The sequence below is a fragment of the Pseudomonas sp. ICBG1301 genome, from assembly GCF_016918385.1.
Lineage (GTDB): Bacteria > Pseudomonadota > Gammaproteobacteria > Pseudomonadales > Pseudomonadaceae > Aquipseudomonas > Aquipseudomonas palleroniana.
Window position 1 is genome coordinate 227,798 of record NZ_JAEKGB010000001.1, and the last position, 13,897, is coordinate 241,694.

Genomic DNA, 13,897 nt, shown 5'->3' on the forward strand with positions numbered 1-13,897 from the left:
CTGGTTTTGGGGCGGCTGCGCCACCCAGCGCGGGGCAAGCCCGCTCACTACAGAGGTGTTCAAGGTTTTTTCGGGCGCAGTACCAGCCACAACGCCCCGGCGATCAATATTCCACCATACAGATGCGCCATCGACAGCGGCTCATCCAGCAACAATGCGCCCCACAAAACCCCGAACGGCGGAATCATGAAGGTCACGGTCATCGACTTCACCGGCCCAATGGACGACAGCAGGCGGAAGTACAGGATGTAGGCGAACGCCGTACACACCAACCCCAACCCGAGCAGCGACCACCACACCTGCCAACCACCCCAACTGGCCGGCGGATGGCTGATTGCGCTGTAGGCGAACAGGGGCAGGAGAAACAGCGTAGCCCCCAGCATGCTGCCCAATGCGGCGAGCCGGCTGTCCAACCCGCCACGCTGATCCAGCCAGCGCCGCGCCAGGAAGCCGGCAAAACCATAGCAAGTCGTCGCCAGCAGGCAGGCCAGCGCGCCCATCAACAATTGCAGGTCAAACGCCACCGGCCCGGCGCGTGTCAGCACGCCCACGCCCAGCAGACCCAGGCTGACACCGGCGATTTTTGCCGACGTCAGCCGTTCGCTGAAGAACAGCCCGCCGATCAGTACGCCCATCAGCGGCGTGGTGGCATTGAAGATCGCCGAGTAGCCCGCCGGCAAGACCTGGGCCGCCACCGAGTACATCGTCGCGGGAATCCCCGAGTTGATCACACCCAGCAGCAGCACGGTTTTGAACTTGCCCTGGAAGTCCCAGTTGACGCGCATGATCGTCAGGATTACCAGCAAGCCGGCGGCGGCGATCGACACGCGAAAGAACGCGGTCGGCACGGTGCCGATTTCCGGCGCGATGATGCGCATGAACAGGAAGCTGGCCCCCCAGATGGCAGCCAGCCCCAACAGGTACAAGGTGTCGAGGGGTCTCACGGAACACTCCTACATCAATAAGGCGGCGAGTGTTGCATGACCCCGTGACGGATTACAGGACAAACCGCGTGACCAGACCATTGAGGTCCACAGCCAGGCGAGACAGCTCATGGCTGGCCGCCGAGGTCTGGGTGGCACCGGCGGCGGTCTGGGTGGACAGGTCGCGAATGTTGACCAGGCTGCGGTCCACATCGCGGGCAACCAGCGCCTGCTGCTCGGCGGCACTGGCGATCACCAGGTTGCGCTGGCTGATCTGTGAAATGGCGGCGGTGATTTTCTCCAGCGCGCTGCCGGCACTGTTGGCTCGCTGCAAGGTCTGGCCCGCATGTTCGGCGCTGCTGTTGAGGGCGTCGACGGTGTTCTGAGTACCTTGCTGGATGCCGTTGATCATCTGTTCGATTTCTTCGGTGGAGTCCTGGGTGCGTTGCGCCAGGGAGCGTACTTCATCGGCCACCACGGCGAACCCGCGCCCGGCCTCACCGGCACGCGCCGCTTCGATGGCGGCATTGAGCGCCAGCAGGTTGGTCTGCGCGGCGATACCGCGGATGACTTCCAGCACCTTGCTGATGTCTTGAGCCTGTACCGCGAGGCCCTCGGCTTTGGTCGAGGCACCGAGCACTTCGTCGACCAGGTTCTGGATCGAGCTGATGGTTTCGCTGATCTGGTAATGACCGTGTTTGCTGTCTTCGTCCGACGCCTTGGAGGCCTCGGCGCTGGACACCGCATTGCCGGCCACTTCGTCCACGGCAGTGCTCATTTCAGTGACGGCGGTGGCGGCCTGTTCGATCTCGTCGTTCTGCGCCTGCAGGCCACGCGTGCTCTGTTCCATCACCGAACTCATCTCTTCGGCCGCCGAAGCCAGCTGTTGCGCCGATTCGCTGATGCCACGGATAGTGCCCTGCAACTGCGCCTGCATGGTGGCCAGGGCCGCCAGCAGTTGGGCGGGCTCGTCCTTGCCGCTGACGCTGATCGGTTGGCTCAAGTTGCCGCCGGCGATGCTGCGTGCCACGGTCAGCGCCTGGGCGAGCGGGGCGGTGATGCTACGGGTCAGCAGCCACGCCAGCAGCAAGGTGGCGATCAATGCGCACAGGATGATCAGGCCGACAATCCACTGCGCGCTGAAATAGGTCTGCGCGGAGGCGTTCACTGCGGTTTCCACGCCGTTCTGGTTGAAGGTGATCATGTCCTCCAGGCTCTTGCCGAGGATCAGGCCCTGTGGTGCGAGGCGGCTGTTGAGCAGGTCAATGGCATCCTGTTGCTGATCCTTGTCGACCAGGGCGACGATCTGCGCGACGAGCGCCAGATAAGTGTTCACGTTGTCTTCGAGCTGCTTGAGCATGCCGCGCTCTTCGTCGTCGCTGAGCAGGGCCTTGTGATGGTCCAGCAGGGTTTGCAGCTCGGCGCGCTGGCGCGTGATCAGGGCTTTGCTGTTGTCGCGGATGCGTGATTCGTCGGTGGTCGCCAGGCGCAGGGCCTCCAGGCGAATACTGGCCACCAGGGCCGCGCTGTCGTGAATGTTCTCGATACTGGGCATCCACGACGCTTCGATGACCTGCGCGCTTTGTCGCAACTTGGCCATCTGACCCAGGCCGAACATCCCGACAATCACCAGCAAACCGGCCAGCACCCCAAAACTCAGACTGGCACGTAGACCGATCCGCATATTCCTCAATGACATCTCAACGCTCCTTGGGTGATTAGTACCTGTTCCCGGATCGGTCTTCTGACCTTGTTAGGGTGGGAGAAGGGGGCGCTGTATATCAAAGTGCCATCAATGTAGTAATCAGGGTTTCCCTTACGCTGTATCACCACCCTTGCCGAGACTTTCATCTGCGAAGCCGGGTTGTTTTTGCAGCGCACAAACCTCAGGCACCGCCGTTGCTGGCTCACAGCGCGGAGGGCGCGGCTGCGCCAAGTGCATTTATTGACTGCTTGGTCGAGTTATAAAAATTGAAAATAAATGTACAAAACCACTAAGGATGTACAGCGAGGCTGGAAAAATCATCCTTCTCCTGCCACGGTTCACTGGCTAAGCTCAGGTTTCCCTGACGCCGCTTGAGGTTTTCCGCATGTCGCAGCACGCCCTCGCAATTGCCCGGATGATCCTGGATGGCTTCGACGATTACCGTGAGCACTTCCGCCGTATCACCGATGGTGCCCGCGAGCGTTTCGAAAAGGCTCAATGGCAGCAAGGCCAGGCGGCGTCCGCGGCGCGTATCAACCTGTATGAAGAGAAAGTCGGCGAAGTCACTGCGCGCCTGCGGGCCGGTTTCCCGGCAGCGGTGCTGCTAGAGGTCGATCAGTGGCCCTTGGTCAAGAGCGCGTATATCGGCCTGATCGACCTGCGCTTCGATGATGAGCTGTCGGAGACCTGGTACAACTCGATCTTCTGCGGCCTGTTCAGCCATGACCTGATCAGCGACGGCTGTATGTTCATTCACACCACGCGGCCGAGCCTGCGCCGGGCGCGTGCGGCGCAAACGCGGTTGTACACGCCGGATGGCAAGGTGGCCGAGATGCTGGCGCAGATCTTTGCCGACTACAGCTTCAGCGAACCTTACGCCGACCTGCCCGCCGACCTGCGCCGCCTGGAAGCCCAACTGCGGGAAAACCTGCCGGACTGGGTGTGCAAAGACCCGGACCTGGCCGTCGAGCTGTTTTCCTCGGTGCTCTACCGCAATAAAGGCGCTTATCTGGTCGGGCGTCTCTACACGCACGACGAGCAGTGGCCGCTGGTGATTCCATTGCTGCACCGCGAAGGGCGCGGTATTCAGATCGACGCGCTGATCACCGACGAGGCCGAAGTCTCGATCATCTTCTCGTTCACCCGTTCCTACTTCATGGTTGATGTGCCGGTGCCCGCCGAGTTCATCGGCTTTCTCAAGCGTATCCTGCCCGGCAAACATATTGCCGAGCTGTACACGTCGATCGGCTTCTACAAACACGGCAAGTCGGAGTTCTATCGTGCGCTGATCAACCATCTGGCCAGCACCGATGACCGCTTCATCATGGCTCCCGGCGTGCGCGGCATGGTCATGAGTGTGTTTACCCTGCCGGGCTTCAACACCGTGTTCAAGATTATCAAGGACCGTTTTTCGCCCTCGAAAAACGTCAACCGCGCCACGGTGATCGAGAAGTACCGCCTGGTCAAAAGCGTCGACCGGGTCGGGCGCATGGCCGATACCCAGGAGTTTGCCGACTTCCGGTTCCCCCTGAGCAAGTTCGAGCCCGACTGCCTGGCCGAGCTGCTGGAAGTCGCGGCCGGCACTGTCGAAGTGGAAGGCGACACGGTGCTCATCCGCCACTGCTGGACCGAGCGACGCATGACCCCGCTCAACCTCTACCTCGACAATGCCAACCCGGCGCAGGTGCGTGAAGCCCTGGAAGACTACGGCCTGGCGATCAAGCAACTGGCGGCGGCGAATATCTTTCCCGGCGACATGCTGCTGAAAAACTTCGGCGTCACCCGCCACGGTCGCGTGGTGTTCTACGACTACGATGAAATCTGTTTTCTCACCGAAGCCAACTTCCGCCACATCCCGCCGCCGCGTACCCCCGAGGATGAAATGGCCTCGGAGCCCTGGTATTCGATCGGCCCGCTGGATGTCTTCCCCGAAGAGTTTCCGCCGTTCCTGTTTGCCGACACCGCCCAGCGCAAGCTGTTCGATGAGTTGCACGGCGAGCTGTACAACGCCGATTACTGGAAGGGGCTGCAGGAAGCGATTCGAGCCGGCAAGGTCATTGATGTATTCCCTTATAAGAGAAAAGAGCAGCCATAAGCTGCAAGCGGCAAGTAAAAGCAGATCTTTCCTGACTTGCCGCTTGAAGCTTGCCGCTCGCAGCTGCTTTTCTGCGACAATCCGCCCCCTGCATAAATAGATGACCCAAACGCACCTGATGACTGACCAAGCACCCACGATCGATCAACTGCTCAAGACCCTCGACCACGCCATGCTCGCCGACCGCCACCGCTTGCGGCGGCAGTTGCTTGAATTGCGCAAGAAGCCTGACGAGGAAAAGCTGGCGCAGTGGGTGGCGCGGATGCAGGCGTCCTGTGCCCAGGTCACGGCGCGGCGGGCCAGCCTGCCGGTGATTCGCTATGACGACAGCCTGCCGATTGCCGCCAAGCGCGATGAGATCAAAGCTGCACTGAACAAGCATCAGGTGCTGATCATTGCCGGTGAAACCGGCTCGGGTAAAACCACCCAGCTACCGAAGATCTGCCTGGAAATCGGTCGTGGCCAATTCGGCCTGATCGGTCATACCCAGCCGCGTCGCATCGCCGCGCGCAGCGTGGCCACCCGCGTCGCCGAAGAGTTGGGCACGCCATTGGGGGCATTGGTCGGCTATCAGGTGCGCTTTGAAGACCAGAGCGATTCCAACACCCTGATCAAACTGATGACCGACGGCATCCTGCTGGCGGAAACCCAGAACGACCGCTACCTCGAACGCTACGACACGATCATCGTCGACGAAGCCCACGAGCGCAGCCTGAACATCGACTTCCTGCTCGGCTACCTGAAAACCCTGCTGCCGCGCCGCCCCGACCTCAAGGTGATCATCACCTCGGCGACCATCGACCTGGAGCGCTTTTCCAAGCACTTCGACGATGCGCCGATTGTCGAGGTTTCGGGCCGTACCTTCCCGGTGGAAACCTGGTATCGCCCGCTGACCCTGGAACAGGACGAGGAGGGCAACCGTGTCGAGGACGACTTGACCGTCGACCAGGCGATCCTCGCCACCCTCGATGAAATCGCCGCCTATGAACGCAGCGAGCGGCGCAGCCCAGGCGACGTCCTGGTGTTCCTGCCGGGTGAACGCGAGATTCGCGATGCCGCCGAGATGCTGCGCAAGGCCCAGCTCAAGCACACCGAAATCCTGCCGTTGTATGCGCGCCTGTCACCGGCCGAGCAGCAGCGGATTTTCCAGTCGCACCCAGGGCGGCGCGTGGTGCTGGCGACCAACGTTGCGGAAACCTCGCTGACGGTGCCGGGCATTCGTTATGTGATCGACAGCGGCACTGCGCGCATCAGCCGTTACAGCTACCGCGCCAAGGTACAGCGCCTGCCGATCGAAGCGATTTCCCAAGCCAGCGCCAACCAGCGTAAAGGCCGTTGCGGCCGGGTCGAGCCGGGCATTTGCGTACGCTTGTACAGTGAAGAAGACTTTATGGGGCGTCCGGAATTTACCGACCCGGAAATCCTGCGCACGAACCTCGCCGCCGTGATCCTGCAGATGCTGCACCTGCGCCTGGGCGAGATCACCGACTTCCCGTTTATCGAACCGCCGGACGGCAAGGCCATCAGCGACGGTTTCAATCTGCTGCAAGAGCTTTCGGCGGTGGACCGCAATAGCCAGCTCACGCCGTTGGGCCGCCAGTTGGCGCGTTTGCCGGTGGACCCACGCATGGGGCGCATGCTGCTTGAAGCCGCCAAGCTTGGCAGCTTGCAGGAAGTGCTGATCGTCGCCAGCGCAATGTCGATCCAGGACCCGCGCGAACGCCCACCGGAGCGCCAACAGGCGGCCGACCAGGCGCACGCACAGTGGAAGGATGCCGATTCCGACTTCGCCGGCTTGGTCAATCTGTGGCGCGGCTTTGAAGAGCAGCGCCAGGCGCTGACCGCCAGCCCGCTGCGCAACTGGTGTCGCAAGAACTTCCTCAATTACCTGCGCCTGCGTGAATGGCGCGATTCCCATCGCCAGTTGAGCCTGATCTGCCGCGACATGCAGCTGGCCATCAACCAGGATCCGGCGGACTACCCGAAGCTGCACAAGGCGGTGCTGTCCGGCCTGCTCAGCCAGATTGGCCAGAAGACCGAAGACGGCGACTACCTCGGTGCGCGTCAGCGGCGTTTCTGGATTCACCCGTCCTCGGGTATCGGCAAAAAGCGCCCGCAATGGTTGATGACCGCCGAACTGGTGGAAACCACCAAGCTGTATGCACGCATGGTGGCGAAGATCGACGCCGACTGGATCGAGCCGCTGGCCGGGCATTTGATCAAGAAAAACCACTTTGAGCCGCATTGGGAGAAGAAGCGTGGCCAGGTGGTGGCATTTGAGCAGATCACCCTGTTCGGGTTGATCGTGGTCGGACGTCGGCCGGTGCATTACGGGCCGATCGACCCCGTGGTGTCGCGCGAGCTGTTTATCCGCGAAGGCCTGGTGCGTGGGGAAATCCAGTCCCGTGCCAAGTGCCTGGCGGCCAACCAGCAGTTGCTGGAGCAGCTCGACGAACTGGAAGCCAAGGCCCGCCGCCGCGATATCCTGGCCGATGAAGAAACCCTCTACGCCTTCTATGACGCACGCCTGCCGGCGGAGATCCACCAGACCGCGACCTTCGACAGCTGGTACAAGGTCAACAGCCAGAAAAACCCGCAACTGCTGATCATGCGCGAAGAAGACGTGCTGGCACGCGAAGCCAGTGAAGTCACCGCCGCGCATTACCCGGATACCCTGCACCTGGGCGACCTGGCCCTGACGTTGAGTTACCACTTCGAGCCCAACCATCCGCGTGACGGTGTGACCCTGCGCGTGCCGGCACCGCTGCTGCCGGCCCTGCCGCCGGAGCGTCTGGAGTGGCTGGTGCCGGGGCTGATCGAAGCCAAATGCGTTGCCCTGGTGCGTAATTTGCCCAAGGCACTGCGCAAGAACTTCGTGCCGGTGCCGGACTTCGTCAAGGCGGCGTTGCAGCGCATCGAATTTGGCCAGGGTTCGTTGCCCCAGGCGCTGGGGCACGAATTGCTGCGCATGACCGGCGCACGGGTCAGCGATGAGGCTTGGGCGGAGGCGGCTCAGCAGGTGGAAAACCACTTGAAGATGAACCTCGAAGTGGTCGATGGCCAGGGCAAGTTCCTGGGTGAAGGCCGCGATCTGGCGGAGTTGACCGCCCGCTTTGCACAAGCCAGCCAAGCCGCCTTGGCCGTGCCGCAAACTGCAAAAAGCCAGCAACCGGTGCAGGCCAAGGTGTTTGCGGCGGTGGCCGAGAAAACCCAGCAAAACATCGCCGGCCTGTCGATGACCGTTTACCCGGCGCTGGTGGAGGACAATGGCACCGTCAAGGAAGGGCGTTTCTCCACCGCTGCCGAGGCCGAGTTCCAGCACCGCCGTGCTTTGCAGCGCCTGCTGATGCAGCAATTGGCGGAGCCGGCGAAATTCCTGCGCGCAAAATTACCCGGGCTGACCGAGCTGGGTTTGATGTACCGCGAATTGGGGCGCGTTGACGCGTTGGTGGAAGACATTCTGCTGGCCAGCCTCGATACCTGCGTGCTGGAAGGTGAAGCCAGCCTGCCCCGTGATGGCGCGGGTTTGGCCGCCTTGGCCGAGCGCAAGCGCGGCCATTGGACCGAACACGCCGAACGCCTGGCGCGCCTGACCCTGGAAGTGCTCAAGCTCTGGCACGGTTTGCAGAAACGCTTCAAAGGCAAGATCGACCTGGCCCAGGCCGTGGCGTTGAACGATATCAAGCAGCAACTGAGCCAGCTGGTGTACCCCGGTTTTGTACGGGAAATCCCGGCGCAGTGGTTCAAGGAATTGCCGCGTTTTCTCAAGGCCATCGAGTTGCGCCTGGAGAAATTGCCGAGCCAGGTACAAAAGGACCGGGTGTGGAGCGGCGAGTTGGCAGGCTTGTGGACCCAGTACGAAAACCGCCTGAAAAAACACGCCCAGGAAGGTAAGCGCGACCCGCAACTGGAGCTTTATCGTTGGTGGTTGGAAGAGTACAGGGTGTCGTTGTTTGCCCAGCAGTTGGGCACTAAAGTGCCAATTTCCGACAAGCGCCTGAGCAAGCAGTGGAGCCAGGTGGAGCCCTGATTCTGACGTGGGTCGGGCTGGCTCACTTGCACATTAAAACGGTGCTTGTCTGGGACGTGGCGCCAAATCCCGGCATTTGTGGCAAACTTCGCCGCTATAAATGCCGGGGTCGTCGCACAGAGCTGCGGCGCGATGGAATAAAGCGTTGCCAGTCTGATGTCCGCCGCGCGGAATCGGACTACTTACAGTTTGGTACGACGGTACCAATATCTTCTGCCTGACAGATTTAGAGGAACGACCGTGCATAACGTCGTCATCAGCGGCACTGGCCTGTACACCCCGGCCAACAGCATCTCCAACGAAGAGCTGGTGCAGTCTTTCAATGCCTACGTGCAACAGTTCAACAGCGACAATGCCGCTGCTATCGAGCGCGGTGAAGTGCAGGCGTTGACCGAGTCCAGCGCGGCGTTCATTGAAAAGGCGTCGGGCATCAAGAGCCGCTTCGTGATGGACAAGGAGGGCATCCTTGATCCGCAGCGCATGGCCCCGCGCCTGCCCGAGCGCAGCAATGACGAGTGGTCGGTGCTCTGCCAGATGGCGGTCGGCGCCGCCGAACAGGCTCTCAAGCGAGCAGGCAAGACTGCCGCCGACATCGACGGTGTGATCGTTGCCTGTTCCAATCTGCAGCGTGCCTACCCGGCCATCGCCATCGAAGTCCAGAGCGCACTGGGCATCGAAGGTTTCGGTTTCGACATGAACGTGGCGTGTTCCTCGGCCACCTTCGGCATCCAGAACGCCGCCAACAGCATCCAGTTGGGCCAGGCGCGGGCGATCCTGATGGTCAACCCGGAAGTGTGCACCGGCCATCTGAACTTCCGTGACCGTGACAGCCACTTCATTTTTGGTGATGCGGCCACTGCCGTCGTGCTTGAGCGCGCTGACCTTGCGACCTCCGAGCATCAGTTCGAGGTGGTGAGCACCAAGCTGTTGACCCAGTTCTCCAATAATATTCGCAACAACTTCGGCTTTCTCAACCGCGCGGCGGAAGAGGGCATCGGCGCGCCCGACAAGCTTTTCGTGCAGGAAGGTCGCAAGGTGTTCCGCGATGTCTGCCCGATGGTTGCCGAATTGATCAGCACCCACCTGGCGCAGAACCAGTTGAATGTCACCGACGTGAAGCGCTTCTGGCTGCATCAGGCCAACCTGAGCATGAACCACCTGATCGTGAAGAAACTGTTGGGCCGCGAAGCCACGGTGGAAGAGGCCCCGGTCATTCTCGATACCTACGCCAACACCAGTTCGGCGGGTTCGGTGATTGCGTTCCATACTTACCAGGACGACCTGCCCAAGGGCTCCGTGGCGGTGCTCAGCTCGTTTGGCGCTGGGTATTCCATCGGCAGCGTGATCCTGCGCAAGCGATAAACATCGAGGTCTTGAATGGCGGCAGCGGACGACGCGCACCTGCTTGAACGACTGCTCAAGGGCGAGCAGCGGGCCTACAAGGACATGGTCACCACCTACCAGAGCGCGATGCGGGCGGTGGCCTATGCCATCGTCGGCCAGCGCCACGCCGACGAAGTGGTGCAGGACGCCTGGTTGTCGGTGGTGCGCAACCTGGCCAAGTTCGAAGGGCGCTCCAGCCTCAAGACCTGGTTGCTGACCATCACCGCCAACGCTGCCAAAGGCCGTTATAAACAGAACCGTCGTGAAGTCTTGCTCGACGATTTGCCTTCGCCCCACGGCACCATCGGGGATGACCGCTTCGTACCCGACGACGGCCACTGGGCCGTCGCCCCCTACGCCTGGCATCAGGACACCCCGGAAGCCTTGCTGACCGAGGACGAGCTGCGTGAATGCCTGGAGCATACGATTCTGAGTCTGTCGGAGTTACAAAGTAGCGTGCTGGTGCTGCGTGAACGCCAGGGCCTGGAATTGGAAGAAATCTGTAATCTTCTGACGCTCTCGCTCTCCAATGTCCGTGTGCTGTTGCATCGAGCGCGGCTTAAAGTCTTCGCCACGGTGGAGCATTTTGAGGAAACGGGCGAATGTTGACGTGTAAAGAACAAGTGGCGCGGTCCAGTGACTACCTCGATGGGCAATTGACCTTTCGCGAGCGTTTGCTGGTGCGTCATCACCTGATGTTCTGCCCCAACTGCCGGCGATTTATCCGTCAGATGCGCTTGTTGCAGGCGACGTTGAAGATCATGCCGCAAGCCCCGGTCAAGGATGCCGATGCGTTGGCTGAGCGACTGGCTGCCGAGCGGCGCCAGATCATTAAAGGCGGGTAAAGACAGGCTTGCGTGGGGCGTCGAACGGATGAGGGGGCGACTCACCCACGCAAGGCTGTTGTAGAAGCCGCTTCAAGCGGCAAACTTGAAGCGGCAGATAAAGCGCTCGTCCTTGAAGCTTATAGCTTGAAACTTACCGCTGCTTTTCTAGAACTTGGCTTCAGCATCCAACTGCAGGGTGTTGGTGTTGGCATCACGCTGGGTGCGGCTGGCGTAGTCGGCCTTGGTCAGGAAATACGTAGCGCCGAGGGCGAAGTTCTTGTCGATGTCGTAGCTGACCTTGAACTTGTGACCGCGCGAACCGGTGGTGCCGTTGGCGAAGTCCGAGTCGGTGAAAGCGCCAACGACCGCATCACGTTGGGTATCGCGGTAGTTGTAGTCCAGGTTGAAACCGAACACTTTGGACTTGGCACCCAGCAACCAGGCGGTGTCCTGATCGGTCACGGCATCGTTGTTTTTCACGTACTGACCATAAAACGCCAGAGGCACGGCCAGGCCGCCGATATCGGCTTGGGCAAAGCCTTCGTACAGGCGGAACTGGTTGTCGGGCGAGTTGCCGTTGACCGCCAGTGCGCAAGGCGTGGTGGTTGTGGTGCAGCGGCTGTCTTTATCGTTCTGGTAGGCGTAAACGCTGCCGCCCAGGGTCATTTTCAGGTTGTCCGTGACTGAGAAGCGCGTGCCCAGCTGGCCGGATGTCAGGCGCAGGTCGTGGCGGAACTGCACGCCGTCGCCGTCAACGTTGTCCTTGAGGTTGTAGTTGCCGATGCTGCCGAACAGTTCGGCGCTGCTACCCAGTGGGTACTTGTAGGTCAGGGCCAGACCTTCCGGGTTGATGTCGCTATCCCAGATCACGTCGCCCATGTTCACCCAGGGTTGGAGCATCTTGCCGCCGATCACGTGCAAGTTCTTGATCTGGTCCGGGTGGTAGTCGATGTAGCCGAGGTCCAGCCAGATCGACTTCTTGTCGAAGTAGTTGTCCTGGTCCTGGTTGGTGGAGCGGGCATCGTCGTTGCTGCCGGTGGCGATTCGGATGCCGGTGTCCACTTGCGAGTTGATTTCGGTGTAGGCGCCCAGGCGTGCGCGAATACGTTGGCGGTCTTTGTCACGGCCGCCGTTGTTGGATTCGCCTTGGATCTTCACGGTTTCCTGACGGAAACGCACGTCACCCTTGAGTTGGGTGCGCGCGGCCCAGGCCAGCTTCTGGTCGAAAACGCTGAGGTCGTTGGTTTTTTTCGCGGTGGCCGCGATCTGCTCGTTGGTCTCTTGTTGAGCTTGCTGTGCGATCTGCTTTTCTTTCTGGTCTTTGGCCAATTCCGCTTGCAGTTCAGTGTACTGCGCTGCAGTGATCTGGCCGTTGGCCTTGAGCATGTCGAGCAATTTAGCGTCGACTGCAGCGCTGGCTGGAATGCTCAGGGCCATCAGCAGGCCGCCGCACAGGACCGCCGCAGTTTTAGTGGAAGCAAGACGCATATCAATCTCCGAAAGTGAGGAGGGATGGCAAACCATCCAGGACACAACCGACCGATGACGGACGGAAAATAGCCGCCTTATAGAACCAGGCGCTCTAAAAAACAGGCGTCAGTATTGCGATCGTTTATGACGAGGTAGTGGCGAAGTGATTTCATCTGCATGACAAATTATTTAAGAATGGAACTAATTGTTTCGAGGTTTGTCCTTGCGGTTTCGAGGTGTGCCCCGCGCTGTGATAGGCGATACTCGCCAGGCTTTTACGCCCAACACCCGTGAGGACGCCGATGCCGCTGCAACGTCTGGACAGCTTGTCCGAAATTGCCCCAAGTGCCTGGGACGCCTTGGTGCCGCATGCTCAGCCCTTTGTGCGGCATGCATTTCTAAGTGCGTTGGAGGACAGCGCCAGTCTGGGCGCGCAGTCGGGTTGGCAGCCTGAGCACTTGCTGCATTGGGACGGTGATCGATTGATGGCGGCCTTGCCCATTTACCGCAAGTGGCACTCCTACGGCGAGTACGTGTTCGATCATGGCTGGGCGGATGCCTGTGAGCGCGCCGGTATCGACTATTACCCCAAGCTGTTGACGGCGGTGCCGTTCAGCCCGGTGAGCGGGCCAAGGTTGTTGGCAGCGAATGCCGAGGACGGTTTTGAATTGCTCAAAAGCCTGCCGGGCTACCTGGAAGTTGAAGGGCTTTCCAGTGCGCATATCAACTTCACCGACCCACTGGCCGACAGCGCACTGGCCCGGCAAGAGGGCTGGTTGCAGCGCCTGGGCTGTCAGTTCCATTGGCAGAACCGGGGTTATCGCGACTTTCAGGACTTCCTCGATGCTCTCAGTTCACGCAAGCGCAAACAGATGCGAAAAGAGCGTGAGCAAGTGGCGGGGCAGGGGATCGATTTCGAATGGCTGCAAGGCCACGAACTGAGCGAGGCCCAATGGGACTTTGTCTACGCCTGCTACGCCAATACCTACGCCGTGCGCCGCCAATCCCCCTATTTGACCCGCGCCTTTTTCAGCCTGCTGGCCGAGCGCATGCCCGAGGCGATCCGCGTGGTGTTGGCCAGGCAAGGGGCGCGTCCGGTGGCCATGGCTTTCAGCTTGATCGGTGGCGATAGCTTCTATGGTCGCTATTGGGGTTGCCTGGCGGAGTTCGATCGCCTGCATTTCGAGACATGTTTCTACCAGAGCATGGACTACGCGATCGCCAACGGCTTGCAGCGTTTCGACGCCGGTGCCCAGGGCGAGCACAAGTTGATACGCGGGTTCGAACCGGTGATAACTCGTTCATGGCACTACCTGCGCCATCCGGGTTTGAAGCACGCCGTTGAGGATTTCCTGGCGCGTGAGCGGGTGGGAGTGCTGGCGTATGCCGAAGAGGCGAGGGCAGCTTTGCCTTATCGGCAGGGCTGAACCATCGGTCAGGCAATACTTCCAAGACGCTGGTACG

Annotated in this window: 9 protein-coding genes; 6 read left to right on the forward strand and 3 right to left on the reverse strand. The window is 60.7% G+C overall.

The genetic code is table 11. The features are described 5' to 3' along the window. Positions 1-59 precede the first annotated feature (59 nt). A complete protein-coding gene (locus tag JBE38_RS01050; RefSeq protein WP_205343372.1) occupies positions 60-944 on the reverse strand; it encodes an EamA family transporter in 885 nt (294 codons plus the stop codon). A 52-nt stretch (positions 945-996) separates the two neighbouring features. Continuing rightward, positions 997-2,622, reverse strand: coding sequence for a methyl-accepting chemotaxis protein (locus tag JBE38_RS01055; RefSeq protein WP_205343373.1), 1,626 nt, complete (start codon positions 2,620-2,622; stop codon positions 997-999). A gap of 391 nt (positions 2,623-3,013) precedes the next feature. Here JBE38_RS01055 and aceK point away from each other — a divergent pair, with 391 nt between their 5' ends. The 5 genes from aceK to JBE38_RS01080 all read left to right on the forward strand — a co-directional run bounded on the left by aceK (position 3,014) and on the right by JBE38_RS01080 (position 10,981). Beyond that, entirely contained in the window at positions 3,014-4,723 is a 1,710-nt protein-coding gene (gene aceK / locus JBE38_RS01060) for a bifunctional isocitrate dehydrogenase kinase/phosphatase (RefSeq protein WP_205343374.1), read from the forward strand. Between the two features lie 118 nt (positions 4,724-4,841). Next, positions 4,842-8,753 (forward strand): ATP-dependent RNA helicase HrpA, encoded by a 3,912-nt coding sequence (gene hrpA / locus JBE38_RS01065; RefSeq protein WP_205343375.1) that lies wholly within the window; start codon positions 4,842-4,844, stop codon positions 8,751-8,753. Between the two features lie 240 nt (positions 8,754-8,993). Continuing rightward, complete coding sequence (locus tag JBE38_RS01070; protein WP_060756140.1) at positions 8,994-10,115, forward strand: beta-ketoacyl-ACP synthase III; 1,122 nt, start codon at positions 8,994-8,996, stop codon at positions 10,113-10,115. A gap of 15 nt (positions 10,116-10,130) precedes the next feature. After that, complete coding sequence (locus JBE38_RS01075) at positions 10,131-10,745, forward strand: RNA polymerase sigma factor (protein WP_060756139.1); 615 nt, start codon at positions 10,131-10,133, stop codon at positions 10,743-10,745. Then, a complete protein-coding gene (locus JBE38_RS01080; protein ID WP_060756138.1) occupies positions 10,739-10,981 on the forward strand; it encodes an anti-sigma factor family protein in 243 nt (80 codons plus the stop codon). The genes JBE38_RS01075 and JBE38_RS01080 overlap by 7 nt, the downstream gene beginning before the upstream one ends. A gap of 147 nt (positions 10,982-11,128) precedes the next feature. Here the strand turns inward: JBE38_RS01080 and JBE38_RS01085 are convergent, their stop codons facing one another. Beyond that, positions 11,129-12,451 carry a putative porin gene (locus tag JBE38_RS01085; RefSeq protein ID WP_060756137.1) on the reverse strand — a complete coding sequence of 441 codons (1,323 nt, stop codon included), beginning with the start codon at positions 12,449-12,451 and terminating at the stop codon, positions 11,129-11,131. Positions 12,452-12,735: 284 nt separating this feature from the next. Between JBE38_RS01085 and JBE38_RS01090 the strand changes: the two genes are divergently transcribed. After that, positions 12,736-13,860: a GNAT family N-acetyltransferase gene (locus JBE38_RS01090; protein WP_205343376.1), complete on the forward strand. Its 1,125-nt coding sequence runs from the start codon at positions 12,736-12,738 to the stop codon at positions 13,858-13,860. Positions 13,861-13,897 lie beyond the last annotated feature (37 nt).

Bases quoted from the DNA above. Each gene is read 5' to 3' on its own strand.
- JBE38_RS01055 (WP_205343373.1), bottom strand. From the start codon at position 2,622: ATGTCATTGAGGAATATGCGGATCGGTCTACGTGCCAGTCTGAGTTTT.
- aceK (WP_205343374.1), top strand. From the start codon at position 3,014: ATGTCGCAGCACGCCCTCGCAATTGCCCGGATGATCCTGGATGGCTTC.
- hrpA (WP_205343375.1), top strand. From the start codon at position 4,842: ATGACTGACCAAGCACCCACGATCGATCAACTGCTCAAGACCCTCGAC.
- JBE38_RS01075 (WP_060756139.1), top strand. From the start codon at position 10,131: ATGGCGGCAGCGGACGACGCGCACCTGCTTGAACGACTGCTCAAGGGC.
- JBE38_RS01080 (WP_060756138.1), top strand. From the start codon at position 10,739: ATGTTGACGTGTAAAGAACAAGTGGCGCGGTCCAGTGACTACCTCGAT.
- JBE38_RS01085 (WP_060756137.1), bottom strand. From the start codon at position 12,451: ATGCGTCTTGCTTCCACTAAAACTGCGGCGGTCCTGTGCGGCGGCCTG.
- JBE38_RS01090 (WP_205343376.1), top strand. From the start codon at position 12,736: ATGCCGCTGCAACGTCTGGACAGCTTGTCCGAAATTGCCCCAAGTGCC.